This window comes from Lactobacillus sp. ESL1191 (assembly GCF_058504435.1).
Genome location: NZ_CP196365.1, coordinates 1,460,231 through 1,487,139, shown reverse-complemented (window position 1 = coordinate 1,487,139; position 26,909 = coordinate 1,460,231). Strand labels below are relative to the sequence as shown.

At 42.5% G+C, this 26,909-nt stretch carries 30 protein-coding genes and 1 riboswitch; of the genes, 15 read left to right on the top strand and 15 right to left on the bottom strand.

What is annotated here, in order from left to right; genetic code table 11:
* Positions 1–169 precede the first annotated feature (169 nt).
* Together ACSYSN_RS07410 and ACSYSN_RS07405 are read left to right on the top strand one after the other, a co-directional pair.
* Complete coding sequence (locus ACSYSN_RS07410) at positions 170–628, top strand: LytTR family DNA-binding domain-containing protein (protein WP_317637397.1); 459 nt, start codon at positions 170–172, stop codon at positions 626–628.
* Positions 625–1,359: a LiaF transmembrane domain-containing protein gene (locus tag ACSYSN_RS07405; RefSeq protein WP_491712193.1), complete on the top strand. Its 735-nt coding sequence runs from the start codon at positions 625–627 to the stop codon at positions 1,357–1,359. The genes ACSYSN_RS07410 and ACSYSN_RS07405 overlap by 4 nt, the downstream gene beginning before the upstream one ends.
* Before the next feature lie 280 nt (positions 1,360–1,639).
* Here the strand turns inward: ACSYSN_RS07405 and ACSYSN_RS07400 are convergent, their stop codons facing one another.
* Genes ACSYSN_RS07400 through ACSYSN_RS07390 form a run of 3 tightly spaced genes read right to left on the bottom strand, consistent with a single transcriptional unit; the run spans position 1,640 to position 3,036 of the window.
* Positions 1,640–1,864, bottom strand: a complete 225-nt coding sequence (locus ACSYSN_RS07400) for an IS3 family transposase (RefSeq protein WP_491712039.1) — start codon at positions 1,862–1,864, stop codon at positions 1,640–1,642.
* Positions 1,865–1,867: 3 nt separating this feature from the next.
* Positions 1,868–2,470: a DDE-type integrase/transposase/recombinase gene (locus ACSYSN_RS07395; RefSeq protein WP_491711753.1), complete on the bottom strand. Its 603-nt coding sequence runs from the start codon at positions 2,468–2,470 to the stop codon at positions 1,868–1,870.
* Positions 2,471–2,502: 32 nt separating this feature from the next.
* Positions 2,503–3,036, bottom strand: a complete 534-nt coding sequence (locus ACSYSN_RS07390) for a helix-turn-helix domain-containing protein (RefSeq protein ID WP_491712192.1) — start codon at positions 3,034–3,036, stop codon at positions 2,503–2,505.
* Between the two features lie 154 nt (positions 3,037–3,190).
* Between ACSYSN_RS07390 and ACSYSN_RS07385 the strand changes: the two genes are divergently transcribed.
* The 6 genes from ACSYSN_RS07385 (at position 3,191) to ACSYSN_RS07360 (ending at position 7,012) form a co-directional block, all read left to right on the top strand.
* Positions 3,191–4,183: an SLAP domain-containing protein gene (locus ACSYSN_RS07385; RefSeq protein ID WP_491712191.1), complete on the top strand. Its 993-nt coding sequence runs from the start codon at positions 3,191–3,193 to the stop codon at positions 4,181–4,183.
* 211 nt (positions 4,184–4,394) lie between these two features.
* Positions 4,395–5,393 carry a helveticin J family class III bacteriocin gene (locus tag ACSYSN_RS07380; RefSeq protein ID WP_491712190.1) on the top strand — a complete coding sequence of 333 codons (999 nt, stop codon included), beginning with the start codon at positions 4,395–4,397 and terminating at the stop codon, positions 5,391–5,393.
* 79 nt (positions 5,394–5,472) lie between these two features.
* Positions 5,473–5,736: a hypothetical protein gene (locus ACSYSN_RS07375; RefSeq protein WP_491712189.1), complete on the top strand. Its 264-nt coding sequence runs from the start codon at positions 5,473–5,475 to the stop codon at positions 5,734–5,736.
* On the top strand, positions 5,729–6,118 hold the full coding sequence (locus ACSYSN_RS07370) for a hypothetical protein (RefSeq protein ID WP_491712188.1): 390 nt from the start codon (positions 5,729–5,731) through the stop codon (positions 6,116–6,118). Before ACSYSN_RS07375 ends, ACSYSN_RS07370 begins: the two co-directional genes overlap by 8 nt.
* Positions 6,119–6,247, top strand: coding sequence for a hypothetical protein (locus tag ACSYSN_RS07365; RefSeq protein WP_491712187.1), 129 nt, complete (start codon positions 6,119–6,121; stop codon positions 6,245–6,247). It begins immediately after the preceding gene.
* Between the two features lie 498 nt (positions 6,248–6,745).
* Complete coding sequence (locus ACSYSN_RS07360) at positions 6,746–7,012, top strand: hypothetical protein (RefSeq protein WP_491712186.1); 267 nt, start codon at positions 6,746–6,748, stop codon at positions 7,010–7,012.
* 94 nt (positions 7,013–7,106) lie between these two features.
* Here the strand turns inward: ACSYSN_RS07360 and ACSYSN_RS07355 are convergent, their stop codons facing one another.
* On the bottom strand, positions 7,107–7,838 hold the full coding sequence (locus ACSYSN_RS07355; RefSeq protein ID WP_491712185.1) for a LysR family transcriptional regulator: 732 nt from the start codon (positions 7,836–7,838) through the stop codon (positions 7,107–7,109).
* A gap of 111 nt (positions 7,839–7,949) precedes the next feature.
* Between ACSYSN_RS07355 and gap the strand changes: the two genes are divergently transcribed.
* The gene (gene gap, locus ACSYSN_RS07350) at positions 7,950–8,966 is read left to right on the top strand and encodes a type I glyceraldehyde-3-phosphate dehydrogenase (protein ID WP_491712925.1); all 1,017 of its coding nucleotides are present in this window, start codon (positions 7,950–7,952) and stop codon (positions 8,964–8,966) included.
* Positions 8,967–9,054: 88 nt separating this feature from the next.
* Here the strand turns inward: gap and thiE are convergent, their stop codons facing one another.
* The 4 genes from thiE to ACSYSN_RS07330 all read right to left on the bottom strand — a co-directional run bounded on the left by thiE (position 9,055) and on the right by ACSYSN_RS07330 (position 13,586).
* Positions 9,055–9,711 carry a thiamine phosphate synthase gene (gene thiE, locus ACSYSN_RS07345; RefSeq protein ID WP_491712184.1) on the bottom strand — a complete coding sequence of 219 codons (657 nt, stop codon included), beginning with the start codon at positions 9,709–9,711 and terminating at the stop codon, positions 9,055–9,057.
* An 11-nt stretch (positions 9,712–9,722) separates the two neighbouring features.
* The gene (gene thiD, locus ACSYSN_RS07340; protein WP_491712183.1) at positions 9,723–10,526 is read right to left on the bottom strand and encodes a bifunctional hydroxymethylpyrimidine kinase/phosphomethylpyrimidine kinase; all 804 of its coding nucleotides are present in this window, start codon (positions 10,524–10,526) and stop codon (positions 9,723–9,725) included.
* A gap of 11 nt (positions 10,527–10,537) precedes the next feature.
* Positions 10,538–11,326 (bottom strand): hydroxyethylthiazole kinase, encoded by a 789-nt coding sequence (gene thiM, locus ACSYSN_RS07335; RefSeq protein ID WP_491712182.1) that lies wholly within the window; start codon positions 11,324–11,326, stop codon positions 10,538–10,540.
* A gap of 84 nt (positions 11,327–11,410) precedes the next feature.
* Positions 11,411–11,511: riboswitch (TPP riboswitch) on the bottom strand.
* A gap of 188 nt (positions 11,512–11,699) precedes the next feature.
* Positions 11,700–13,586, bottom strand: a complete 1,887-nt coding sequence (locus ACSYSN_RS07330; RefSeq protein WP_491712181.1) for a beta-glucoside-specific PTS transporter subunit IIABC — start codon at positions 13,584–13,586, stop codon at positions 11,700–11,702.
* Positions 13,587–14,045: 459 nt separating this feature from the next.
* Between ACSYSN_RS07330 and tenA the strand changes: the two genes are divergently transcribed.
* Positions 14,046–14,711 carry a thiaminase II gene (tenA, locus tag ACSYSN_RS07325; protein WP_491712180.1) on the top strand — a complete coding sequence of 222 codons (666 nt, stop codon included), beginning with the start codon at positions 14,046–14,048 and terminating at the stop codon, positions 14,709–14,711.
* A gap of 173 nt (positions 14,712–14,884) precedes the next feature.
* On the opposite strand, the gene ACSYSN_RS07320 is transcribed toward tenA, so the two are convergent.
* The 3 genes from ACSYSN_RS07320 to thiD (ACSYSN_RS07310) form a co-directional block, all read right to left on the bottom strand.
* Positions 14,885–15,508 carry an NAD(P)H-binding protein gene (locus tag ACSYSN_RS07320; RefSeq protein ID WP_491712179.1) on the bottom strand — a complete coding sequence of 208 codons (624 nt, stop codon included), beginning with the start codon at positions 15,506–15,508 and terminating at the stop codon, positions 14,885–14,887.
* Positions 15,509–15,658: 150 nt separating this feature from the next.
* Positions 15,659–16,330, bottom strand: a complete 672-nt coding sequence (locus ACSYSN_RS07315) for a type 1 glutamine amidotransferase (protein WP_491712178.1) — start codon at positions 16,328–16,330, stop codon at positions 15,659–15,661.
* A gap of 64 nt (positions 16,331–16,394) precedes the next feature.
* Positions 16,395–17,147, bottom strand: coding sequence for a bifunctional hydroxymethylpyrimidine kinase/phosphomethylpyrimidine kinase (gene thiD / locus ACSYSN_RS07310; protein ID WP_491712924.1), 753 nt, complete (start codon positions 17,145–17,147; stop codon positions 16,395–16,397).
* A gap of 193 nt (positions 17,148–17,340) precedes the next feature.
* Here thiD (ACSYSN_RS07310) and glpK point away from each other — a divergent pair, with 193 nt between their 5' ends.
* Both glpK and ACSYSN_RS07300 read left to right on the top strand, forming a co-directional pair.
* The gene (glpK, locus tag ACSYSN_RS07305) at positions 17,341–18,852 is read left to right on the top strand and encodes a glycerol kinase GlpK (RefSeq protein WP_491712177.1); all 1,512 of its coding nucleotides are present in this window, start codon (positions 17,341–17,343) and stop codon (positions 18,850–18,852) included.
* A 28-nt stretch (positions 18,853–18,880) separates the two neighbouring features.
* On the top strand, positions 18,881–19,654 hold the full coding sequence (locus ACSYSN_RS07300) for a tyrosine-protein phosphatase (protein WP_491712176.1): 774 nt from the start codon (positions 18,881–18,883) through the stop codon (positions 19,652–19,654).
* 62 nt (positions 19,655–19,716) lie between these two features.
* Here ACSYSN_RS07300 and ACSYSN_RS07295 read toward each other — a convergent pair whose 3' ends face one another.
* The 4 genes from ACSYSN_RS07295 to ACSYSN_RS07280 form a co-directional block, all read right to left on the bottom strand.
* A complete protein-coding gene (locus ACSYSN_RS07295; RefSeq protein ID WP_491712175.1) occupies positions 19,717–20,310 on the bottom strand; it encodes a hypothetical protein in 594 nt (197 codons plus the stop codon).
* Between the two features lie 12 nt (positions 20,311–20,322).
* On the bottom strand, positions 20,323–20,907 hold the full coding sequence (locus ACSYSN_RS07290) for a hypothetical protein (RefSeq protein ID WP_491712174.1): 585 nt from the start codon (positions 20,905–20,907) through the stop codon (positions 20,323–20,325).
* A 306-nt stretch (positions 20,908–21,213) separates the two neighbouring features.
* Complete coding sequence (locus ACSYSN_RS07285) at positions 21,214–22,287, bottom strand: P1 family peptidase (protein ID WP_491712173.1); 1,074 nt, start codon at positions 22,285–22,287, stop codon at positions 21,214–21,216.
* Between the two features lie 23 nt (positions 22,288–22,310).
* Positions 22,311–23,282, bottom strand: a complete 972-nt coding sequence (locus ACSYSN_RS07280) for a class A sortase (protein ID WP_491712172.1) — start codon at positions 23,280–23,282, stop codon at positions 22,311–22,313.
* Between the two features lie 253 nt (positions 23,283–23,535).
* Here ACSYSN_RS07280 and ACSYSN_RS07275 point away from each other — a divergent pair, with 253 nt between their 5' ends.
* The 3 genes from ACSYSN_RS07275 (at position 23,536) to ACSYSN_RS07265 (ending at position 26,778) form a co-directional block, all read left to right on the top strand.
* On the top strand, positions 23,536–24,405 hold the full coding sequence (locus tag ACSYSN_RS07275; RefSeq protein ID WP_491712171.1) for a BglG family transcription antiterminator: 870 nt from the start codon (positions 23,536–23,538) through the stop codon (positions 24,403–24,405).
* Between the two features lie 101 nt (positions 24,406–24,506).
* A complete protein-coding gene (locus tag ACSYSN_RS07270; RefSeq protein WP_491712170.1) occupies positions 24,507–25,952 on the top strand; it encodes a 6-phospho-beta-glucosidase in 1,446 nt (481 codons plus the stop codon).
* 1 nt (position 25,953) lies between these two features.
* Complete coding sequence (locus ACSYSN_RS07265) at positions 25,954–26,778, top strand: histidine phosphatase family protein (protein ID WP_491712169.1); 825 nt, start codon at positions 25,954–25,956, stop codon at positions 26,776–26,778.
* The last annotated feature ends 131 nt before the right edge of the window (positions 26,779–26,909 follow it).

The following is a 26,909-nucleotide window of genomic DNA, read 5'->3' as shown; positions in this document are numbered from 1 at the left end:
ATTAGCTAAAACAAGTAAAAGCAGTTTACGCTTCATCAGTAAACTGCTTTTTTGATGGCTAAAAGTCTAACCGTTTAAACAGCAAAACTAACCGCTTGCGCAAATGGTCTAGCTTTTATGAAAAAATTAGCGTTTAATAAAAATATCAAATGAAAGGTAGGTGAGAATCTTGAAAGTAAAAATTGACCTTGATCCAGACCAAGGCGAACCAGTCGTAACTATTCATGCCAAGGAATTATCGCCGGAGGTTGAGCGCATATACCGGCAGTTGCAGGAAGTAAGTAAGCGGCCAGACCAACTTGAATGTTATCAAGAGGATATGACGTATTATGTGAATTTAGCTGATATTTTATTTTTTGAAACGGAAGGACGACAGGTAATCACCCACACCCAGCGGGAGTCATTCGTAGTCAATTACAAGCTCTATGAGTTGGAAGATCTTTTGAGCAGTCAGTTCATGCGGGTGTCTAAGTCGACCATTTTGAATTTGCAGCAGATATATGCTTTAACCAGGTCGATTTCGAATTGCCAGGTGCATTTTCGAGATTCTTATAAAACAGTTTATGTTTCACGTCGCTATTACCACAATTTGAACGATCGATTAAACGAGAGAAGGTCATCATCATGAAAAAACAAAAAATCAAAGAATTACTATGGGGCATGGGATTAGTTGCAGCTGCAGCCTTTCTGGTGCTCAATCAGCTGCATGTTTTGTCATTTAGCTTGAGTTTGGGGACAATTTTTTGGACCGTCATTTTTGGGCTAGTCTTGGTTAACAGTATTGCCGGAAGAAGTACTTTTGGCATCGTCTTTTCAATTGCCTTCTTGCTAATTATCTATGCTGGGCCACTACATATTACTAAGATTGTGCCGTGGACTCTGCTTTTAGCTGCTGGTCTTATCTATGCTGGCTTGTCACTGATTCTACCCCATGGCTGGCGTCATCCTAAGTCTTACTTTGTTAGCCACGATTGGAGCAAGATAAATGAAAGTTCGCAGCACTATAATGCTGGCAGAGCCGAAGAAAACGACCGCAACATTGTAATTAGTCAAAAGATTGGCGATACTTCGCGCTATGTACATTCGCAAAATTTGGAAAGCGTAACAATCAATTCAACTATTGGTCAAGTTTCTGTTTACCTTGATGCGGCTAAACCAGCTGGTGATACTGTAACTGTTAATGTGAGTGCGGCAATGGGCGAAGTTGAAATCTACCTGCCGTTGTCTTGGCAGATTGAGGATCACTTGTCAGCTGCTTTTGGTGAAGTGAATATTAGTGGCACGTCCCAGGGTGGAGGGCCAACCGTCATCTTACAAGGCACGATTAAATTTGGTGAAATCTCCATTAAGTACGTTTAGTAAAAAACGTCACCAACCGATAGTCCTTAAAACACACAAACACTTATTTGTGGCTAAATTGAGCCTTGTGGCTCTGGGTATTAAACCTACTTCGCTTTAAACTACATCATATAAAGTTAGCGGTGGGATAGGTTGAAGTGGATAGAAAATAAATTCTGTTATCTTTTATATTTGTCATATCTAGTTTATTTATGTCAAATATGACAGTTTTATTAATAAAAATAAAAAAGCAATATACTATTTGTATAATGAAGTTAACCCCTAGAATTGGACATTAACATTATTTCATATTTGCTAAGGCCGTGTTCCGATATTCAATCGGGGTGCGGCCTTTTAGCGTGTGCCTGATTCTAGTTTGATTGTAGTATTTGATGCACTTTTCCATGGCCTCCTGCAGCACCTTCTTAGTAGGATAGGTATAGGTGTAGTAGTCTAGCTCAACCTTCATGATGTGAAAGAGACTCTCGCAGGCCGCATTGTCGTGGCAGGTGGCTCGCCGCGACATGCTTTAAAAAATGTGATGCTGCTTTAGGGTCTGGCAATATGCTTTGGACTGGTATTGAATGCCTTGGTCGCTGTGAATCGTCATGCGGTAAGGCAGTTTAGGCCGGCTGACCAAAACCTGTTTGAGTCCATCCAGCACATACTTGGTCTGTGGCCGCTGACTAATGGTGTAGCTGATGATTTCACCACTGTAAAGGTCTTTAAAAGGTGAGAAATATATCCGTTCACTCATGCTCTTATTGCCATAGCGAAATTCACTAATATCGGTGACTATCTTTTGATAGGGCCGATTCGTCTTAAACTTTTGGTGGAAGCGATTCTTGGCCTTCTTGCCTTGAGGACCCTTGGATGAATCATACTTGCCTGCACGCAGGTTGTATTTGCACGCCAGCAGACCTTGTTCTTTCATCAACCGGTAAACCCGTTTATGGTTTACCTTGAGACCATACTTGATTTTTAGCGTATCGGTCATGGGCAGGTAGCCAAAGCTGGGATTATGCCTTTTAACCACTTTAATTAGCGACAGTAAAGCCAGATCGCTGTACCTTTTTCGCCTGCTGCTCGGGTGATACTCATAGGTGCTCTTGGCTAAAAAGCTATAGTGCAATAGTTCTTGCAGTTGATAGTTATGCTCATGCCTTAGCTCTTGGATGATGGTCCGTTCTTCTTGCGTTGAGCGTCTTTGCGCCGAGCTAAGGCCTCGACTTTTTTTAAGTAGTCGTTCTCAATGTGGAGCTGGCGATTTTCTAAGCGCAGCCGCTCTAATTCAGATAACTCGCTGCTGGTATACTTACCTGGTTTTTTAGGTGATTTATTCATCGGTGGTCGGCCTCGTTTAGTAAAGAGTGCATCAAGTCCGCCCTCGTCAAAACGTTTTTCCCAAGTATAAATTAAGCTAGGGGAGGAAATCTTGAAGTGAATGGCGGTATTTTGATAGGTCTCGTCATGTTCTTTTCTCCAGTTTAAGACTTGGAGCTTGAATTGACCACGATAATTTTGCGAAGTGCGCTGAATTTCTAAACCCTGCACGCCAAAGTGCTGGTATTGCCCTGCCCAAGTATCAATTGTTTGATGTGAGCCAGCACCAATTATTTGGGCCACAGAGCAGCTGCTATAGCCTTCTTTGAGCAAGTTAAGTGCTTGTACTTTTTGTTCAACGGTAAATTTAACCATAGTAAAACCCTCCAGATGGATTTTGGTCCAATCTAGAGGGTTAACTTCAGCTAATTGAAATCTTTATGCTTTTTTATTCCAGCATAGCAGTTAAATAAAGCGATTAGACATTGATAGAAACAAATATTAGAATTGACCTAGAGAGGTGACAATAATGAAGAAGACCAAGAAATTATTTATTAGTTTAGCAGCTGGGTTAATGGCTACAACTTCAGCAGTTTCGGTAATAACCAACCCAAATCAAGTTCATGCAGAAGAAGTAACTAGCCCAAGCCCAAATACTGACCAGGGTAAATTAACCCTGAATCATAAAACCCGGATTTATAACAAGAAGGGGCAAAAAAGATACTCTTATCGCGGAGGCAATGGCTTACTAAAAAAAGCTGCTACTGTGAAGTATATTGGTAAGGTTGAAGCAATAACTGACCCAGATGCCAAGCGTTATTCTTTCCGTGATGATGATTGGAATTGGTTCTATTTACCATATAAGACGATAAAGGGTAAGGAATACTATAACATTGGTCATGGTGGTTATATTAAGGCCATAAATGTTGATAGCATTGATGGTCAAAGACTATATACTAATTATGCGACGGTCACGATTTCTGCGGAAACTTTGCCTTCAGAAAAAGGTAATGGTTATTCTCAAATGGTTGATAACCAAGGCAAATTTACTGGTAAATATCTCAAGGCAGGTACTAAAGTGGTGGTAGACCGTAGATCTGATAGAGCGCTGTTATCTGGCTCACGAGAAATTGAAGGTTTGGCAAATAATATCTTAGAAGTATATCGAATCAAGAATAATAAACAACAATTTATTCTAATGGATGATGTTAAAACAAAGGTTCGACAAATACTGCGACCATATACTAATTTTATGGCTGTGAAATTTGTGAATGATGCTAGACTTTATGATACTGATGGGAATGCTGACAAAGTCATTACTTTTAAGCAAGGACGTGGTACTGATGTAGTAGATTTACGCTATATTTGGATCCCAAGTGAAAATAAAGCTGAACTTTTTTATCGAACTTTACTTACCTGGTCAAATGATACTAGCTACGTGTATGTAAAGGCTTCTGATGTTAAATACAATTATGGCAGACATTTAGAACCATCCAATACAGCAGATGATGTAAAAAAATAAATTATACTTGAATAAAGGCAATGATAGGCAGTCATTGCTATTTATTTTATACTTTTACGAACTTGTGTTTGATTTTTTGAAACTTGTGTTGTAGAATGATGATGATCTCGAGATCAGATTAACTTGTTTTAAAAATTATTTTTATTTATTTTGAAAGGAAATTATATGAACAAAATAACAAACGTGACTCCACGTCTAGAATATGAATTAAATGGATTTACATCAGACAGTTGTCCAAAAGGGTAATGTAGGACTTAAATATATTTATGCTTTGCAGCAATTATCAAAAGGTACGGATACAGTAGTTTATAAGGCTCCTAAAAATGGACTTAGTACAAAGTTTACTAAAAATGGTTATCGATTGTATTTAACTGGTGTTAAACAAGGTGGGACAGCTGGAGCTCATACGCAAACCTGGGAATATGCTGGAGATACAGGTAATGGAGAATGGTTTATTGGTACTAAACCTAAGAGAGCCCCCCGACCTGATAAGGAATACTACTGGGCTTCACAGATTGCTCGAGTTGATTTTAGTAATACTAGTATTGCTAAGAATACAAAGCTAACAAGATTATCAGCTCTTAATAGAGCAGGTGCAGGATATCTTAATAGTAGTGATGGCAATGGTGTTGTTTATCCTGGCGATGATTTAGTTAGATCTGAAGCTGCGGTCTCTCCTAATTATCACTGGCTAATGATTGCCACTATTGATAAGGCTGGAGCAGCTCATTTTGGCTTCTATTGGTTGCCAGATATCAATTCGGCCTTTAATAATAGTGCAAAAGGTACAAATTTCCCGCTCGATACTTTTACTTGCTATTATGCATTTAAAATTAATGGATTTACTTCTACTGTTGGCTCTATTCAAGGCTTCGATATAGATAATGGTAAGAATATTTATATTTCGAGTGAATACTCACCTGAATATGATGATGACAAGAAGAAATATGTTGCTCAATTACGTAAAATTGTAAAAATTCCATATAAAGTTGAAGGGAATGTTGGTTATTGGGAAGAAATTAATTTAGATGCTGATAATCCTGATGGCAATCGTACTGCCGTTTTAGAACGACCTGGTTTTGTTACGGAATTTGAAAGCATTCAAGTAATTGGAACCAATGATGTTTACTTAACCGTTTCGTATCATGATGAAAAGACAAACACAACGTTGCATAGCAGAATCTATGAAATTTCTTGGAATGAGCTATAAATAAAAGAGTCTCATACAGCTTGTTTGCTGGTGAGACCCTTTTTATATCTAACCTAAAAAGCAAGGAGGAGTCCGCACAATGAATAAGAACTTATTGATTCTGCTAACTTCAACTGCCTTTGGTGGACTTGTTTCGATGCTGATCAACTTCTATCAGTGGCAAGTAAAGGCAAAGCGTGACGCTGATGAAGAAGAGCGAGAACGATTATTTAATGATGTGAAATATTATCGCAATAAATTTCGCGCCGATGAAAATGAAATTGATCGTTTAAAAGAAGAAATACGTAAATTAAAAGCAGCACAACTGAATGCTGCAGAGAAAAAAGGTGATTTTGATGAATAATTTAACGTCTACGCTACAGTTATTGAGTACAATGGTGGTCATAATTGCATTCCTGTTTGTTGGTATTTATCCATATATTCAAAAGCATGATAAGCCACTGGCAGATAAACTAGATGTTTGGTATAAGATAGCGCAGGTCTTGGTCAATAATGAAGCTACTAAGACAGATAAGGCTGGCAGCGACAAGAAGCAGGCAGCAACGGAAACATTAGTAAATCAGGCGAAGCAGTTAAAAGTTCCCTTAGACAAGAATGTGGCGGCTGGCTTAGTCCAACAGGCTTACAATCAGACGCAGACGACTACAGATGCTACTTTACCTGATACACTGGGCTTTGTTTCTGACACTGACTATCAATCTAAGGCTGCAATGGAGCGTGATTAAATGTTAAATGGAGTCGATCTCGCTAGTCCATATCAAACAGGATTCCCTAATTTGGGACAAGATTTTGTAATTGTTAAGTTTACTGAGGGGACATATTACTCTAATCCCGATCGAGCAGCGCAAAAATAAAAACTAATTATATACGATTTATAAGCAAACAAATTATTTAATAAGCCAAAACTCTATTATTCGAAATTAGTAATATCATTTCCATTACTATCAATTACTTTTGCGTTTTTGAGATCCAGTAGCATGTGCGTAATTGAATACATTTGAAAATCAAGTGCGCGAATGAAAACTCTTTTTTTCTGAATACGACAAAAATTCCGAATATTGATGGTGAAGATTTAACACTAATTGTTCATCTTCAGTTAAAATTTACCAGAGTCACTGTAATTTAATTGAATTAAGTCTTCAACAGGAATTTAAAGAAAGCTGCTACAACGCTTATGCACGAAATAGGCCACGCACAGTTGCACGTTAATCCGACCAAAGAGAGCATTGCAAAGCCAATTAACTTCTTAGTTTAGTAGCTAAAAATCTAGGTATTGATAACCACGATTATACAATTGATTACATTGCACATTGGACAGAAAACGGAAAAAACTGGATAAAGTCGAACCTAAAATGCAAGCAGTCATTTTAAATAATGCCATCTCGGTAGCAGACAAAATGGTTGATTTCATAAGTAGAAAAAGTCAAGACATCAGCCGCACTAACTTCAAGCAGCATGTAATAGAAAAGGCTGGTGAAGCGAAGGGAGTAGAAAGTGCCCACAAAAGCTGCGATGCTTTGGCACACATGTATGCAAAACCATATACTACGTATGATGAACTGATAAATATAATTCATAGATACGTTTTTCATTTATCAGAAAGAGGGGGCAGTTTTTAAACTGCCTTTTTTATTGCCATGACCATGATAGCTTATAAGCTTTGTTCAAAACAGTTTTATTTGATCCATGTTTGAAGGTAACTTCTGCAAGCTATTATAGCTGGTTGCGATAATGATAGTAGGGGATAGACCATCTTTTTGGGCTAGCCTGAACCAGTTGTTCATTAATCAAATGACATGGCAACAAGGCAATTGCCCGTTGTTGCTTGACCAGTTGCAAAATCATTTCTAAAGAATCAATTTCAATCAGATCATTCTGGTTGGGAAACAATTTACAGGTTAATTGGCGAAAAGGACAGGAATAGTCAGAATTAATTGCAATTGGTAGCTTGCTATTAATTGACGGCTTTCCTTGTAAAAAAGTTGCTGTAAGCTGGTCTTCCTTGACTAAAGAATAGTTTGGCAGTGTAGTCGGTGTAAAGGATAAAACCACATCGAATTCTTTACGAGCCAGAATGTCTTGAAATTGATCAGTCTTTTTAATGGTTACATCATAATGGTCAAGTAGAAAGTTATCTTTCTGATTGAGTAGGTAGTCAAAGAGGAGTTCTGAAGAAAGCATTTGAGGCTGGCGGTCAGCTAGTTTGTCCTTGAGTGCGTCGAGATTGTGCAGGGCAGATACAGTAAATTTATAAACTTGCTCCCCATTTGTAGTTGGACGAATACCCGAATTGGATCTAATAAAGAGTGGAGTATTTAATTCCTTTTCCAACGCCTGCAAACGTGCAGTAAGGTTGGATTGGGAGTAACCTAGTTCTTTTGCAGCCTTGTTTAGCGACTGTGTTTCATAAATGGTTTGATAAATACTAAGGTCGTTAAAATTCATTTTTTCTCCTATCTTTAAAGATGATAACACAATCATGATTTTGAATTATGCACAACAGCTTGAAGGTCATATACTTGGCCTATCAATAAATATTAAAGGAGAAAAATAATGATGACAAAGAAAATAGGAATTAATGGTTTTGGCCGGATTGGTCGTTTAGCTTTACGGCGCATGTATGAAGTGGGTAATGACGATCTTGAACTTGTTGCCATCAATGATTTAACTTCACCAGCAATGCTTGCACATTTGTTAAAATATGATACCGCACATGGCAAGTTTGATCACGATGTTGAAGCGACTAAAGATGGTATTGTAATTGATGGCAAAAAAATTCCCGTTTATGCGGAGGCAGATGCACAGAATATTCCCTGGGTTCAAAATGATGGAGTAGAAGTAGTGTTAGAATGTACTGGTTTCTATACCTCTAAGGAACGGGCGCAAGCGCATTTGAAAGCTGGTGTAAAAAAAGTCCTCATTTCTGCTCCGGCCGGAAATATTAAGACGATTGTCTATAATGTCAATGATGACATTCTGGCTGCCGATGACCAGATTGTTTCAGCAGGGTCATGTACGACCAATTGTCTGGCTCCTCTTGCTAAGGCAATGAACGATGAGTTTGGTATCCAAACGGGAACAATGACGACTTTCCATGCTTATACGACATCGCAAATGTTACAAGATAGTCCAGATCGTAATGACAACATGCGTAATGCCCGCGCTGCTGCACAGAATATTATTCCGCATTCAACTGGTGCAGCTAAGGCTATTGGATTAGTAATTCCTGAATTGCAAGGTAAGCTGACGGGAATTGCTCAGCGGCTCCCAGTAATTACTGGTTCATTAACAGAATTAGTAGTCGTTTTGCAGCAGCCTGTGACGGTAAGTAGCTTTAATGACAGCATAAAAAAACACACCATTGATAACGTATCCTTTGGTTATAATGATGATGAAATTGTTTCGTCGGATATTATTGGTACAGAATTTGGCTCAATTTTTGACCCCACAATTACCCAGATTGCCAATGGTCCTGCGGGCAGTCAGGTTGTTAAGGCTTATGCCTGGTATGATAATGAATCAGGCTTTGTGGCACAAATGATTCGAACTTTAACCAAATTGGCTTGTTTATAAAAAGACTAAGCAAACGAGTCCAAAAGAACCCAGCTTTCAACTTGAAGCTGGGTTTTTGGTGTAAGTGTATTTAAGGACTTAAACGGAATTAGTTATTCCACGGAGCAGCGAGCATGGCCTGCACTGTTTGCTTGATGTTGGTGCTACTGGCAATCATCGAAATGACTGAGGCACCGGCTGCGCCGGTTTGCGCAATGGCAGGAAGGCTCTCTACGGTGATACCGCCAATGGCAACAATCGGCCGGTTCGTTTGTTCCACTAACTGGGTCAGGCCACTAAGGCCGATTTCGGGATCGGCGTCGTCTTTAGATTGGGTGGCAAAAATCGGCCCACTACCGTAATAATCGATGCCACCTATGTGGTCGCCTTGAATGATTTCAGCCGGGGTTGAACAAGAATAACCGACCATCATTTGCTCGTGAACTGCTGCGACAACCTGCTCGATGACCTCATCGCTTTGTCCCACGTGGATACCTTCGGCACCAATTGCTCGGGCTAAGTCTACGTCATCATCAACAAAGAAAGGCACGTGATATTGCTGGCAGAGCTCATGTAATTGGCGAGCCAGCGGTAGACGTGCTGCGGCCGCCAAAGTTGATCCGGGCCCCTTGTCACGAAATTGGTAGGCGGTAATACCAGCTTTTAAGGCTTCTTCAACTAGTCCTGGTAGTGTTTTGCCGGCAGGGACATCTTGAGATCCACAAATAAAGTAAGCGCGTAACAACTGGGAATTGAATTTTTGCATAGTTTCTCCTTTTACTTGGCCCAGTGGTTAAGTGGTCCATGCCCGTGGCCAACCTGGATAGTTTGCTCAATTGTCCGGCTGACGTATTTCTTGGCGCTTTCGATTGCATCTTGTAGATTGTGACCCAGAGCTAGCTGAGCAGTAATTGCCGCTGCTAGGGTATCACCGGTCCCATGTGTGCGTTCTGTTTGCTTGCGCGGACTGCTGACCCAAAAGCTTGAGCCATTGCTAAGCAGGGCATAATCCCGAACAGTGTTATGACTAGCGTGACCACCTTTAATTAAGACGTTTTGGGCGCCCAGCTCTTGCAGGCTGTGGGCTAGATCAGGATACTGGGCCTCACTTTCGGCTCTAAGTCCCGTTAGAACCTCTGCTTCGGGTAGATTAGGTGTCACTAGGTTGGCCAGCGGTAGCAGTTCGTCCTTGACCGTGGCTACTGCAGCTGGCTCCAATAATGGCGCGCCGCCCTTGGCTACCATCACTGGGTCAACGGTCACAGGTCCAAAATTGTATTTTTGCAGGTTGAGGGCAACTTGGTGGACATGATTAGCATCGCCCAGCATGCCGGTCTTGCACGCGCGAATCTTAAAGTCAGCGGCTAAAGCAGCAAACTGTTCATCCACCATGTCGAGTGGCATTAAGTAAGAGTCCTGCACGCCTAGTGTATTCTGAGCGGTCACAGCGACGACCACTGCGGTGCCAAAGACCCGCTGCATCTGAAAGGTTTTAAGATCTGCCATGATGCCGGCACCACCACCTGAATCAGTGCCAGCAATAGTAAGCACTTGGGGAAAGGAATTGACTTGGTCATTCATGATAATTCTCCTTAATCAAAACGTGCGATTTGGTCAAAGTCAGTGGTTTGAAGCTTATTTAGGTAGTCCATCAAATGACTTCCAAAAGTTCCAGGACCCAGAGTTGGTTGATCTAGGGCTAATTTTTCGCCGGTAGCGGCAAAAATCAATGTGGCCGCTTGTGCTGCTGCATAGGGGTCGTCACAGACGGCCGCAAAGGCTGCGACAATACTGGACAGCATATCCCCGGAACCAACATGAGCTTGAAAGAGCGGAGTACCATTATAGATGTGTGCAACTGTTTTACCGTCACTGATTGTATCAGTGGCCCCACTGACAATGACCACAGAGTGGAACTTAGTCGCCGTTTGCTTAGTAATTTGGTCCAGGTTGCCAGAACCGGTTCCTGCATCGATTCCGTGGGCCTTCCAGTCAAAGCTCCCAAGAGCAGCGATTTCGCCTGCATTGCCGCGAATAATGCTGACTGGGAATGATTCTAGTAGGTCCAGGGCAGTTTCTAAACGGTAGTGAACAGCACCAACAGCAACGGGATCAAGCACCACGGGCTTGTGGAACTGGTTGGCCAGGGTCCCAATAGTGCGCATTTGGATAACCTGTTCTTTAGTTAGTGTACCCAAGTTTATGGTCACACTACCGGCCATCTTGACCATTTCCTCAGCTTCAGCGACTTCTTTACTCATGATGGGGGATGCCCCAATTGCATTTAGGGCGTTGGCGACGTCTTGAACGGTAACGAAATTGGCCACGTTTAAAACTACGGGATTTTGTCCGCGTACCTTATTAAGCATATCTATCTGCATATTTTTTCTCCTTGAAAAAGCAGAGAAGTACCCAAACCTAGCTTCAAGCAAATAAAAAAGCTTTGACACATTGGTGTCAAAGCATAATCGTATTTGACACGTTCCTACGCAAGAATTAGCTTACAGGTTCAAAGGGTCTGAACTTAACTTTCATCTCAGCCTAAAAGGCACCCCTCGTGTTAACACTTTCATTATAACGACTTTGAAAGCGGTTGGCAACAACTAGGTTGGGTTACTGCTTTTCATAGGCTACTGCCAATCACAAAAGGACTAACTCCTGATGTGCAGCAGGAGTTAGTCCTCAGTTAAAACTTATTAAGTTGTTCTAATTTTGCAGTTCACATTTATCAAAATGTACTTTCTGGCTAAAACTTTATTCCAAATCTAACAATAGCTCGTTTTGCTTAACTTCATTTTTAGCCATTACGTTAACTTCATGATAATTTTTGCTATTAGTGACGACAATTGGAGTGGTTGTTTTTAAGCCAGCTGCTTTAATTTCTTTGATGTTAAATTTAACCAGTGGTTGGCCAGCCTTAACCTGGTCATCTTTCTTCACCAGCGTTTCGAAGCCTTTGCCATCCATTTGAACGGTATCCATGCCAATGTGAATTAAAAGTTCGGCACCATTATCGGTTAATAAGCCAATCGCATGACCGGTTGGAAAGACCATTTGAACTGTGGCATCAGCTGGTGCCACAACTTCACCTACACTAGGTTCAATCGCAACACCCTTACCCATCGCACCAGAAGAAAAGACTTCATCTTTAATATCTGTTAACGGAATAACCTGGCCAGTTAAGGGACTTACTAAAGTTTCTGCTCTAGTTTGTAGCGTTGCTTTTGCTTGTCCACTAGTTTTTGTTTGTGGTGCTGCGGCAGCAACAGCTGCTGTTTGAGGCTGATCGTTAATGCCGCCCCATAGCAAAGTGAAAATGGTGGCCAAAACAAAGGCTACAACGTCACCGATTAAAGAGATGCCAAAACCTTTACTAATAAAGGTTGGAATCGTTAAAACGCTGACTAAGCCAACCGTATTAGCATGAACGCCAGAAGCGGCCACAATTGCACCGCCAATACCACCCGCAATCGTTGCGCAGTAGAAAGGCTTTTTCATTTTTAAAGTGATACCGTAAACAGTTGGTTCAGTAATTCCGAAAATTGAGGTAATAGTGTTTGAACCTGCTAAACCCTTCATTTTTTCATCTTTAGTTTTTAAAAAGACGGCGAAGGCAGCACCAGCTTGGGCTAAAACAGCAGGTAATAGAATTGGAACTAACGGGTCATAACCCCATTTAGTCAAATTGTTCATCATGACTGGTACAAATGCCCAGTGGACCCCAAAAATCACGAAGACTTCCCAGAAACCGCCTAAAACGAAACCGGAGATAATTCTGGTATTCTTGTATAAGAAGAGCACCAGGTTGGCTAGGGCATTACTGATAGCAGTACTAATCGGTCCTACTACGATAAAAGTTAAGGGCACTAAAATCATTAATACGCAGAGTGGGGTCAAAATATTGCGCACCGATTCATGCCAAAACTTGTTAAATAGTGGTTCTAAATATTTTTGTAAGAAAACAACCAACAAGATGGGAATTACCGTACTGGTATAAGTGGTTGGAATAATTGGAATCCCAAAAAAGTTAATGGCGGTTTTGGCGGAAGTAAGTGCAACCATTGTTGGATATACTAGCGCCGCAGCGATTGAAACCGTAACAAACTGGTTGACCTTCAACTGCTTTGCGGCAGTAAATGCTAAAACAATTGGCAGGAAGTAGAAAATGCCGTCAGCGGCTGCGTACCAAACCTGGTAAGCACCAGTATTTGGCGTCATCCAATGTAGAACGACAAACAGCGAAAGTAAGCCCTTTAAGATACCGGCACCGGCCATTGCACCTAAAAATGGCGTAAACGATCCGGAAATAAAACTGACAAAAGCATCAAAGGCGCCTTTAGCAGTCAATTTCTTTTTATCTCCGGCAACAGTTTCTGCTTCATCACCGGCACCAAGCCGTGGCACCTGGGCGATCAGCGCATCGTAAACCTCGCCTACGTTGTTACCAATTACAACTTGGTATTGTCCACCGGCCTGCACCACCGTAACGACACCATCCAAGGCCTCAATAGCTGCCTTATTAGCTTTACTTTCGTCTTTTAAAATAAATCTAAGTCTAGTTGCACAATGCCAGGCGGTCTTAATATTTTGTTCTCCCCCAACATTTTCCAAAATTTGCTTGCTTAATTCTTCGTAAGCCATTTTTTCCTCCTAAATAATAAAAACCCGTCAAAGCAAAAGACTAAAATTTGCAATAAATCCTAGCAATCACAATTAACGGGTTAATGCCTGATCGAATCAGTAACACACCAAATTAATGATTATTCACTTATGTGGCAAGGGGTCACATGCCATTTTGTAAAAATCTGCTCTCCGTTACCTGTAGTTCCTAATCACCACTCATTCTGATTAAGGCAAAGAAAAAACCTACCTTCTGGAAGTACTCGTACATCAAAAGATAGGTTAATGCCCAAATTTAATCGGTAACACACCTTTTATACTAGATATTATAGGTCTTGCTGTAAACGTTGTCAACAATGAATTTGGACGGTAAAATTTGAACTATTCCTTGTTGTAGTCGAGTTAAATGCGCTAGCAGTCAAAGATTGCCCCAAAAGGCAGACTGGCGTAAACTGAAGCCATTAGGAGCAAGGAGAAAAGATGATGGCAGAATTTACGGACCAATTACAGGCGGCGACTAGTAGTTTATGGCAAAAAAGCCAGGATCACCCCTTTGTCAAAGAGTTAGCGAGCGGGGAACTGCCACTGGAGAAGTTTCGTTTTTATTTGTTGCAGGATCGGTATTATTTAGACGAGTTCACCAAGTTCCACCAACTAATTGCGGCAACGGCTGAGGACCAGCAGTTAGCTGACTTCGTGCGGGCACGAGCCCAGGACTTAAGGGATACGGAAATCAAGGTACGTGAACAATTTTTTCAAGAATTAGCAATCACGTCGGAAGAAGTATTAAAGACACCGATTGCGCCGACGGCCTATGCTTATGTTAATCACTTGTATCAAACTTTAGCAACGGCTGGTCTTGGTCCGGCAGTGGCGGCCATCGTACCTTGTTATTGGCTCTATCAGGAGATTGGTAAATCGCTGGCTGACACTAATTCACCTGTTACTTATTATCAGGAATGGATTGATACCTATGAAGCTGACTGGTATCAAGTTAACGTGGCCAAGGTGTTGGCCCTGACCAACCAGCTGGCCGACCAGGCAACAAAACATGAGCGGCAAGGGATGCAGGACGCCTTCATTCGCAGCAGCTACTATGAATTGCAGTTTTGGCAAATGGCCTATGAAGAAGAGGACTGGAACTAACACCTGAAAAGTAATGTGCTGATACAAATACAAGAGCCCCTCAGCCTGTTAGTAGCTGAAGTGACCAGATTAAGTCCCTTTGATATAGTTGCTTAGAAGATGGCAAATTATTAAGTTAAAGCATAAAACACCAAAAGACCGCAACCCACTAATGTTGAATTGCGGTCTTTTGACTAAATTTGCGCTAGCGCTTCATCAATCGGAATAGTTCCTTCATGCATGGGGATTACTTTGTTAATCAAGTTGTCGTGGTCTGGAATTGCAGCAAGGACACGGGCAACATCGCTAATTGAATTATTACCAGCTGCTTGAACATTTAGGGCAACTGTCCCAGTTGCCGGTGTTTCGGTAAGACTACCCGGCTGTAAGATGGTGTAATCCAAGTCGGTTTGATGGATTAGCCAGTTGTCGGCCAAGTACTTGCCTAAGTAGTATTCACGGATAGTATTCTCCTCCCAAAAGCTTGGGTTTAAAGAACCATAACCACTAAGCATGATATAGCGGCTAATATGGTTGAGTTGCGCCGCTTGCATCGTTTTAATGGCACCGTAGGTATCAATCTCTAAGACGTCGCTGCCGCGGGATCCGGCGACAAAGTAAAGGGCATCTTGCTGACCAATTTTGTCTGCGATTTCGTCAGCCGGTGCGTGGAGGTCGAGTGGTACTTTCGTCAGTTGCAATTCCTTGAGGGAGTCAAAGTGACGGGCACCAGCAGTAACTTGATGGCCGCGTTTAACTAATGCTTGACATAATTCTTGGCCTACCCGGCCGCTAGCCCCAACTACAAAAACTTTCATAAGATCTCCTTTGACTATAGTCAAATCATGGAATATTTACTTTACTATAACAGCTTATCGTAATGGTTGCTTACTTAAGGATTCCCCAAAACTGTCAAAAAAGCGGAAACAGCCGCCTCTAAAGTTGACTATTTCCGCTTAGTTTCATACTTACTTGGTGCTAATCCGTTCTTCATGCCAGGACAAGATCATCTTGCTGATGGCAGTAGCCACGTTGCGGTTTTTAAGGAGCGGCCCATGCGAATAAGTTCCGATGAAATTGCGGTAGCGTAGTCCCTCAACTCCATCTTGCGGGTTATTGCCGTAGCCTGCAATCATCTTGCCCAGCGGTTCCAATAAGTCTTGGTCGTCGAAGTAGGTCTGGCCAGAGTGATTTTCAAAGGCCGTGACTTCGCCCCATTCACTCAGATAGCGAGTGTCTCCAATCATCCGCTTGTCGGCCTTGAAGACTGTATGGAAGGGCAGGATGTCTAAACCCTTAATGGTAACCCCGGAGTTGGTCTTGTAATATGTGCCTACCAGTTGGTAGCCACCGCAAACACCAAGCATTGGTCGACCTGCCTTGATGTAGGCGCTCAAGGTTTCCTTGTGGCGCGGCAAGTCTTTTGCTACCACGGTTTGTTCAAAGTCTTGGCCGCCTCCGAAGAAGACAAAGTCATAATCAAAGGCGTTAAACGGGTCGCCCAAAGAAATATTGGCAACCTGACTTGAATAGCCCTGTTTTTTTAGCCAAAACTGAATAATCTTGACATCACCGGAATCGCCGTAAGTATTCATTAGATCTTCGTATAAGTAAGCAATTTTAATTGTCTTGTCTGCCATTATGCACCTGCCTCTAATATCTTGTTAAAGTATAGCTTAAAGGTTGGCCATGGGCAAAAGATAATTATTTTGTATCTTGCTGAGCGGCAAAATGGTTAATTGGGCCATACATAGACCCAACTTCAATCGGATGGGCAATGGCCTCATACGTGAACTTCTTGGCAATCTTGATACTATCGATAATTGTGTTCCCCTTGGCCAGCTCAGCTGCAATCACGGCTGATAAGGTATCACCGGTGCCGTTGATGCGGTCGGTGTTAATGAAAGGCTTAGTAAATTCATAAAATTGACCATCTGCTGCTAGCAGGATATCGGTTACCTGATTTTGGGTTTTGTCGTCATGGCGGCCCTTCATCAGCACGTTTTTAGCCCCCATGGCCTGCAACTTCTTAGCCCCCTGGTGAATTTCGTCCTTGTCAATGAGTTCGAGGCCGGTTAACTTTTGTTGCTCATAGAAATTCGGCGTGATGATGTCGGCTAGGGGCAGTAAGTCATCCAAAAAGGCCTGGTAGGCATCGTCATCGAGCAACGTATCGCCATGCTTGGTCATGATGACCGGATCAAGGACAATCTTGCCCATCTGGTACTTTTGTAGGTTGCTAGCAACACAGGCAATTACCTCTTGGTTGGCTAGCATTCCGGTCTTCAGTGCGTTGATTTTGAAGTCCTCGTTGAGTACGTCGAATTGTTTTTGAATAAAGGGGATTGGCATTACCTCTTGAGCAAAGATGCCGGTTGTATTGCCAGCAACAGCAGCGGTTAGCAGGCCCATTCCGTAAACTTGTCGGGCATAAAATGAATGTAGGTCAGCCGTCATGCCAGCGCTGCCGTCACTGTCATTGCCGGCAATTGTCAAGGCAATAATTTCTTTTTTCACTAATAGTCCTCCTTTTAAGGTATACATTATGCCTTAGTATAACGTAAATAAGTGCAATGAGATAATTATTTCTTGTAAAAGTAGGGCTAAATAGTAAAATTATTATGAATCGCTTTCTTAGAAGGGAAACATTATGGCGAAAAACTACATTATGGCAATTGACGAGGGGACTACCTCTACGCGGGCAATGATCATTGATCATCAAGGCCACAAGGTTGCCTCAGCCCAACGGGAATTTCCGCAGTATTTCCCTGAGCCGGGCTGGGTTGAGCACAGGGCCGAAGAGATTTGGCACGCAGTTCAAACCACTATTGCTAATGCAATTATTAATTCAGGTATTCGTCCTGAGCAGATCCAAGGGATCGGCATTACCAACCAACGAGAAACAACCGTCATCTGGGATAAGAAAACGGGTAAACCGATTTATAATGCAATTGTTTGGCAGTCCCGGCAAACGACAGATCTGGCTGAGCAACTTAAGGCGGCCGGTCATAGCGACCTGATCCATAAAAAAACGGGCTTGATCATCGACCCGTATTTTAGTGCGACCAAGATTCGCTGGATTTTAGACCATGTTGAGGGCGCGCAAGAGCGAGCTGAGCAGGGTGAACTGCTCTTTGGGACAATTGACAGCTGGCTACTATGGAAGTTAACTGACGGTGAGGTCCACGTTACGGACTACACCAATGCTTCAAGAACAATGCTCTTTAATATTCATGAGCTAAAGTGGGATGAAGATATCCTCAACTTGCTCAATATTCCGGCGCAAATGCTACCAGAGGTTAAGTCCAGTTCGGAAGTCTATGGTTATACCAGAGCCTATACCTTTTTTGGGGGAAAAGTACCTATTTGCGGTATTGCGGGCGATCAGCAAGCAGCCTTGGTTGGCCAGCTTGCGCTGAAGAAGGGCATGGTCAAAAACACTTATGGAACAGGTTCTTTCATTGTAATGAACACTGGCGAGGAGCCGACCGAATCGGACAACAACCTATTAACTACGATTGCTTACGGCATTAACGGTCATATTTCTTATGCGCTTGAGGGGTCAATCTTTGTCTCAGGTAGTGCTGTGCAGTGGTTGCGTGATTCGATGCAGATGATCAAAACAGCCGCAGAATCGGAAAGGGCTGCCGCCGCGTCCAAGTCTGCAGACGAGGTCTTTGTTGTTCCTGCTTTTACCGGACTGGGTGCACCGTATTGGGACTCAGAAGCGCGAGGGGCGGTTTTTGGGATTACCCGCGGCACAAGTAAGAATGACTTCATCAAGGCCACGTTGCAGTCTCTGGCCTATCAAACGCGGGATGTAGTTGACACGATGCAAGACGATTCAGGTATTAAAATTCCGACCTTGCGGGTTGATGGTGGTGCGTCCAACAATGATTATCTGTTGCAGTTTCAAGCCGATATTTTAGGAATTAAAATCGAGCGGTCAAAAACACTCGAGACGACCTCAATGGGTGCAGCCTTTTTGGCCGGACTAGCGACCGGCTACTGGAAAAATGTTGACGAGTTAAAAGATATTTTTGTAATTGGTAAGACCTTTGAGAGCAAGATGGGTTCAGCCGAGCGTGACCACCTGTACCAAGGTTGGAAAAGCGCAGTCAAGGCAACCCAATTATTTGCCCGCGACCAGACCGATAAGTGAGATAATAAAAGTATGAGGGGTGAGTAAGATGGCACATGATCGCATTGTTAAGATGGACGGTCCGCTAAACTTTAGGGATGTTGGCGGCTACCAGAATGAAGCTGGTCAGGCAGTTAAGTGGAATAAGATTTACCGGTCAGATTCACTCAGTAGACTAACGTCAACTGACCAGGATAAGCTAGTAGAGCTCCGGGTTACAGTTGATTGTGACTTGCGCTCGCAATATGAAAAACACTCTGCGCCTGATATGCTCTGGCCTGATGCTCGCCTCGTTGATGTGCCAGTCTACTCCGAAAAGGCGGATGATAGTCAAAACGACCACCGGATATACCGTTTGATCCACCATATTCCAGACTTAAGCGGTAACTTTATTGGGCGCATCTACCAACAGACCCTGCTTAACTCCCACAGTCGAAAGATGTTCGCGGAGATTTTTACCGAATTGCTGAATTTGCCGCAAGATCAGGCCTTAGTCTATCACTGCAGCGCCGGTAAAGATCGGACGGGGATGGTTTCGGCCTTAATCTTGATGGCCCTGGGCGTGGATGATGATACGATTGCTAGGGACTATTTGCTAACTAATAAGCTCTATGACTTTGCAGCCTCCCGCCAGTTGCCGAGCAATGATGAAATTTCCCGAATGATTGCGCAGATGAACCTTACTAGAGGTGAGGGGGACGCTATTCTTGGTATTACGGAGACCATCCGTGGCGGTTGGGGCGACTTTGCGAGTTTCTTTACCAAGACTCTGGGCTTTAGCACGGAAGATTTAGCTAAATTGCGCCAGCTGTATTTGGAATAATTAAAGCGTAATAATTAAAAAAGAAAGACTGCAGTTGCAGTCTTTCTTTCGCTATGCTGAAGTTAATCAGTTAGCAACTTCTGTTTGACATATTGTTGGTAAAGATAATTTTCCCGGTTGACAATATCTAACGTTTGAATGGTGTCAATTTCAAGTTGAGGGTCGGAGCTCTCCTCCGTCCATCCATGGTCTTTGCCATACTCTTTTTGGTCAATAGTTATTTGATCAGAATCAACAGCAACGATTTTACCGTTTTCGATGTAGTCATCTTCTGAGGCTTCAATCGTAACATAAAAGTTGTGGTCACGGCAGTATTCTAGAATTGTATAAATGTTGTCCTTAGGCACAGTATCATACACCTTTTGTAAATTTAGCGGATCGAACTGGTTGTGCGCTTTGAGATAGTCAACATAAAAAGTAAATAATTTGGTAGAACGATTAGCGCATTTGATATATTCAATTTCATCTTTTTTGTAGAGAACATAGCTATCTACACTACCATAATCGCAATTAATGATTTGGAAAATATAGTATTGATCGAGTTCAGCAAGCAGATAACCATGCATACAGGTGCCATTTGTATCAAATTTGCCATAGACTTCTAAGAGAATATCCTTATTTAAGTAGGTATTCCAATCTTTTCTCATAATTTTCAAGCTAATTCACCTCTATTTCTGCTTGAGATATTGCTGGTAAAGGTAGTTATCCCTGCAAACAAGGTTAATTTTTTGGATATCAGCAATCTTAATCGGGTTTGTCCGCGGCACTACTGTAGCGTTCATTTCGTAATCTTCAAAGTATTCAGCTTGGTCGATGGAAACGGCTTGGTCACTGACCGCTATAATCCGGCCAACTTCTAGAAAATCATTTTCAGCTTCCGCAATCGTAACGTAAAAATTGTGATCACGACAGTATTCCAAAATAGCTATCAGGCTCTTTTGAGGAAGACGATTGTAGACGGTTTGCAGGTTTAGTTGGTCAAATTGGTTAATTTTTTGTAAGTAATTAACGTAAAAAGCGCATGTCTTAAGATGGCGGTCATCACATTCGATTTTGGAAATTTCAGCCTTTTTATGGAGGCTATAACTATCTAAGCAGCCATCTCTATCGATCTCTTGAAAGATATAATACTCTCCTAGATTGGCAAGCAGATACCCAACTGCAAATGACTCGTTAGTGGTGAATTTTTCATAAATTCCCAATAAAGTTTTTTTGTTCAGGTAGTCATTCCAGTTTTCTGGCTTAATTATCATCTTTAATGCTCCTTTGCTTGTGCATAGTGGTTAGGTTGACGATAGAGGCTCAAGTTCTACAGTAAAGTTAATTTAGTGTAGCAGCGCTGTGACTTTAGGCTAGCCAAATAAGCTGTCTAAAAGTACAGCTTTTGAGCAAGATAATTAAGGGAAACTATGTTAGACCAAATATTTTAATATCGTTTTTCATGATATTACTCCTGGTTGAAATTGTTGATATGATAGTTCGATCATAACATAAGCACATAAATTTTAATATTATTTTTTAACTAAAAACCGCCAAATCGAAATTTAGCGGTTTAGTGTTTAAAGACCTAGCTGCTGGCGTAAAGTTAGGGCGTCAGGATCATTACCTAGACTGCTTAAGGCCGCTGGTAAACCTAAGATGGGCTTACCATCACGGTCTGGTGTGGTCTGACCATGAGTCAAGGAACTCAAAATGGCTTCGTTGACAATATCGACGGTGATGCGGAAGTAACGGTCAATCTGGTCATCGGTAATAGCCTGAATTGTAGTTAGCTCGTGTTCAGGGAAGTGGCTGACCCGGTTGGCAGTTGAGAAGGCGAGGGTAATTTCACCACTACCATTTCCGCTAAAGGAGCCAGAGCGGGTAATACCGATGCTGGAGCGCTTGGCCAACCGTTTTAACTGCCGTGAGTTAAAGGGAATATCGGTGGCAATAATGGTAATAATGCTCCCCTTTTCCTTACTTGCTTGGATTTGCTGAAACTTTTTACCGATTGGCCGGCCGTAGATGTTCAAGTCTTGGCTCAAACCGAAGTTGGACATGACCAAGGCGCCCATGGTGAAAGTCTGACCATCGATTAGGACTTGGCGTGAAGCTGAACCGATTCCGCCCTTAAGCTGGTAGCAGCGCATGCCGGTGCCACCGCCCACACCTCCTTCGGCAAATTTGGTGCTAGCATTAACAAAAGCCGCGTCGACGTCTGCTTCGGTTACACCTAGGTCACGGAGATGGTTGATACTACTGTCATTGCATTCCATGATCAGTGGATTAACACTACCCGTTGAAAGGCCAATTTCGGGGTTTTCAGCCAGCATTCTTTTGACTAAAGCCATTGAAGCGGTGCCGACACTCAGAGTGTTGGTTAATACCAGCGGAGTTTCAATCGTCCCCAATTCCTCGACTTGGACCAGACCGGTGCTTTTGCCGAAGCCGTTGATGACGTGGGCTGCAGCTGGCATTTTTTCACGAAAGATGTTGTCCTGACAAGGCTTAATCACGGTCACACCGGTTCTCAGGCGGTCGGTGACAATGGTTTTGTGGCCGACCGTGATACCAGCAACGTCGGTGATTAGGTTATTTGGTCCGGTTGGTGCATCGCTAAGTGCGAATAATAGTGGTTTGTGCAGTCCCATTTTTCTACCTCTTTTTTTAAAAATTAAGCTTGATGTGATGACGATGATTTGCCTCGCGGTCGCCAAATGCGTACGATCCGCCAGCAAAGCAGTAGCAGGAAAATAACGGTGAAGCCCATAATTAACTTGCTAATCAGGTTCGTATTTTGGAAAAACTGGGGTCGGGCGGCAGACCGCACGCGGTTAAGCACCTGGGCTCCTTTTTTGGCAGGGATAATTGTACGTTTTTTCTTGTTAATTAGCTGCATCTTATCAGTTAGTTCCATGGCCTGCAAGTTTTTCTTTGTAGCTTTGACCTGGCTAATCAGGTCGCCCTGAACAACTGTCCGGTGTTCGCCGTAGCCGTATTTAGAAGTATTAAAGTCAGAGCAGGTAATTAAGGTTATCATGCTCTTTTCTTTAACATTATTTTCAACCTCGACTTGATTAGGTTTGATGGCAAAAGAAATCCGGTTGATCTGGTAAGCATAGATGTGATGCAGATCAGTTACGTAGATTCGGTCGCCACGTTTAGCCAGGTGCAGATTATCTAAGACTGCAGGACCATGAGCGCCCATATAGTGGCCAGCCAAAACGTAGTTGTTGCCCCCGCCCATTACCCGGTCGGGCAGACAAGTAACAACGCCATAGGCCAAATTTTGGTTTTGGTCGCCATAACCAGCAAAAAGGGGGTTATGAATGTTGACCGCAGGAATTGCCAGGCGGCCAATGGCATAGGCTTTTTGCCGTTTGGCTTGCAAAATTTTACTAGTACTGATGGAGGCCGTTTTACTGGCGTCATAGCTAGTTTTACGTCGTTTGTTGGCATCTATCTGGTTAACCGTTAAGCCGCTACTAGCCTGTTCAGTATTTTGCTGCAAAAGGTAAGATGTGCCAAAGCTTGATCCCAAAAAGATCAGGGTAACGCCAAGGTAAAAGAGAGTAGCCCAAAGGAGCACGCGAGTAGTCGCGTACAGTTTATTTTTAAGTGAGTGTGGTGCTTTGACTGTGGTCATTTATACTAGCGTCCTTATTAAAACACTGATTTCACATTAACCAGCTAGCAGTTAGCCGTTAGCTGCTCTTCTAGTAATTAAGCGAAGTAAAACACTGACTAAAAATAAATAATTAAGTATTGAAATCGCTTAAATAATAATTTATAATTCTAGGTGTAAATGAGTGTGTTACTGATTCGATCAGGCATTAACCTATGGATAAGGCTTTTCTTGTAGTCCATAGGTTTTTTTATTGAAAGAGGGAGTGTTGTGGATGAAATTTATTAAGAATTTTAACAATAATGCTGCTCTGGTGTCGGATGAATCTGGGATTGAATGGGTCGTGATTGGTAATGGGATTGGCTTTGGTAAGAAGCCGAATGATTCCATTGATGAAGCCAAAATCACTCACCGCTTTGTTGCTGTTAAGAAGAATATCAAGATGATTGACAGCGTTAGTAACATTGACGAACGGACGTTATCGTTGGCAACTGACGTCATTGAACTAGCTTCAAATAAGTTGCAAGTTAAGTTTTCTGATTATCAATACCTGGTTCTTGCAGATCATATTGACTTCATGCTCAAAAGAGCGGATGAAGGTCTTGATTTAGGTCAAGCCACGGTCAGATGGGAAATGAATAAGTTATTTCCTAAAGAGTATTCTACCGCAAAAGCGGCGTTGAAGTTGATTGAAAAAAAGACAAGTTTAGCTTTTTCTAATTCTGAAGAAATTTATTTAACTTATCACTTCATTAACGCGGCTTCAAACCAGACCAAAATTCAAGACACGATCAAAATAACCAAGTTAATTCAAGGAGTTATCAACATTATTGAATATCAGTATGGCCTGCAACTTGATACTGAGTCCTTTAATTTCAACCGCTTCATGACTCACTTGAGGTCATTCATGGTACGCCACCTCTACGATACTGGTGCAGATTCTGCTGGTAGTGAGCTTGATGAGTCTTTACTTGAATTAATGCGGGCGAAGTATCAGAAAGCATACAAGACGGCCTTAAAGATCGGCGCTTATTTATCTAAACAGGCTGGTTGGGACTTACAACCTGATGATGAGGTTTATCTAACGCTCCATATCTGGCGGGTAACGCACAGGCAGCGGGATGATAAAGTTCAAAAGAAATAGTCCTATAAGTAAATAGTTGTTACAAATATTAAGGTAATGGTTGACGGCAGGGGAACTGGCGGACGACTACTTAGCTTAGAATAAAGAAGGGAAGTCAATTGATGACTACGAACAATTTTCCTAAAGGTTTTTTATGGGGTGGCGCTACAGCGGCCAACCAACTTGAAGGTGCTTACCAAGCAGGTGGCAAGGGCTTATCCTTACCAGATGTATTACCTGGGGGCAAAGACCGGATGGCTATCATTAATGAACCGGATTTCGACTTTACCATCGATCCGCAGCGGGTTTACCCTAACCACGTTGGTATTGACCACTACCACCACTTTAAAGAAGACATCAAGCTGTTTGGTGAAATGGGCTTTAAGTGTTATCGTTTCTCAATTGCTTGGTCACGGATCTTCCCGCAGGGTGATGAAGAAACACCTAACGAAGCGGGGCTTAAGTTCTACGATGCCGTAATTGATGAGTGCTTGAAGTATCAGATTGAACCGATAATTACTATCTCGCACTATGAATTGCCAGTCCACTTGATTAAGGAGTATGGCGGCTGGAAAAACAAAAAATTAATTGCCTGCTATGAACGGTTTGCCAGAACTGTTTTGGACCGGTACCATGCCAAGGTTAAGTACTGGATGACCTTCAACGAAATTAATAGTGCAGCTCATTTTCCGATTATGAGTCAGGGCTTGACGGTAAGCAATGGAGCAAAGGACAAAAAGAATATTTATCAAGCTTGGCATAATCAATTTGTTGCCAGTTCGAAGGCAGTCAAAATTGGCCACGAGTTAGATCCTAAGTTGCAGATTGGCTGCATGATTCTCTATGCCACTACCTACAGTTTTGATGCTAATCCTAAGAATCAATTGGCCACGCTGCAGGATAACCAGGCTAACAACTTCTTCTGTGCTGACGTGCAGGTTCGCGGTCATTATCCAGCATATACTAAGAGCTTACTTGCGCGCAATGGGGTCAAGCTCAGCGATCTAGACTATACTGCTGACGAGCTGGACTTACTGGCTCAGTATCCGGTTGACTACATTGGCTTTAGTTACTACATGTCTTCTGTCGTTGATGTTACTAATGAAGACCAAGATCGCGTTGCTGGTAACTTGATGGGCGGAGTTAAGAACCCATTCTTAGAGTCGAGTGATTGGGGTTGGCAGATTGACCCTACTGGTCTGCGAATTGCTCTAAATGAGCTGTATGATCGTTATGAAAAGCCCCTGTTTATTGTTGAAAATGGCTTGGGCGCCCTCGATCAACCGGATGAGAACAACTTTGTGGCTGATGACTACCGGATTGACTACTTGCGCCAACACATTGAAGCAATTTCGGCTGCAATTGATGATGGTACTGAGGTCATGGGCTATACTCCATGGGGCTGTATTGACTTAGTCAGTGCCTCAACGGGAGAAATGTCTAAGCGCTACGGGTTCATTTATGTTGATGAAGACGATGCGGGGCACGGAACATTTAACCGGTATAAGAAAAAGTCATTTGCCTGGTATAAACAGGTTATCGCTTCTAATGGAGAGGAGATTGGATAAAATGAAACATAAATTAACGAAAGTATTGGTATTATTAGCGAGTATTTTAAACATCTTTTTTATTACTACTAGTACAGTCCAAGCTAAAAGTAAGAGCACTAAGCCCGTTACAATCTATCTAACCCGGCATGGGGAAACAACTGCTAATGTGATGCACTTGGCCCAAGGCTGGAGCGACTTTACGTTGACGGATAACGGGGTAAAGGGTGCAGAATACTTAGGTAAAGGTCTAAAAGGCGTAAAATTCAAGGCGGCCTATTCAGGTGACTTATCGAGACAAGAAAAAACCGCCCAAGGAGCATTAAAGGCCTCTGGCAACAAGAAAATCAAGGTTAAAATAGACCAGCGCTTGCGTGAATGTAACTACGGCAGCTATGAGGGCCGGTCAGATATCGGTAAGAATGTACCGGAAATTGCCGAATACTATGGTTATGAGAGTAGCGAAGACTTCCAAGCGAAGACGGGTAAACTCTTCCAAAATAAGATGCAGGATGGCTACTATGAGCTTGACCAACAAGACAAACTGAAGAGTGGCTTGCCAATCCAGTACCGGGCAGAAAGTTCACAGGCCGTTCAGAAAAGAATGACCGATTGCCTAACGATGATCGCCAAAAAGCAGCAACGAAAAGGCGGCAACGTCTTGGTAGTTAGTTCAGGAATGGCAATTAATATGTTTTTGTCAACGCAAAATTATCCTTCCTATCAGGGGACGGGCTTAGCTAATGATTCGGTAACTAAGTTAGTTTATCAGAATGGGAAGTTTAAGTTAGCCGGAAAAATTGGTGATTTAAAGTACTTTGATGCTGGCAAAAACGCAAGTAACTAAGTTGCTTTAACAGTGCAGTAGTTGCAATTTACTAAGGTCGCACCCCCGATGTTCAGAACGTCAGGGTGCGGCCTTTTAGTCTGTCTGCTACTAGTTCAACTCGCGAAATAGTGTTTATAAGGTAAAAAAGT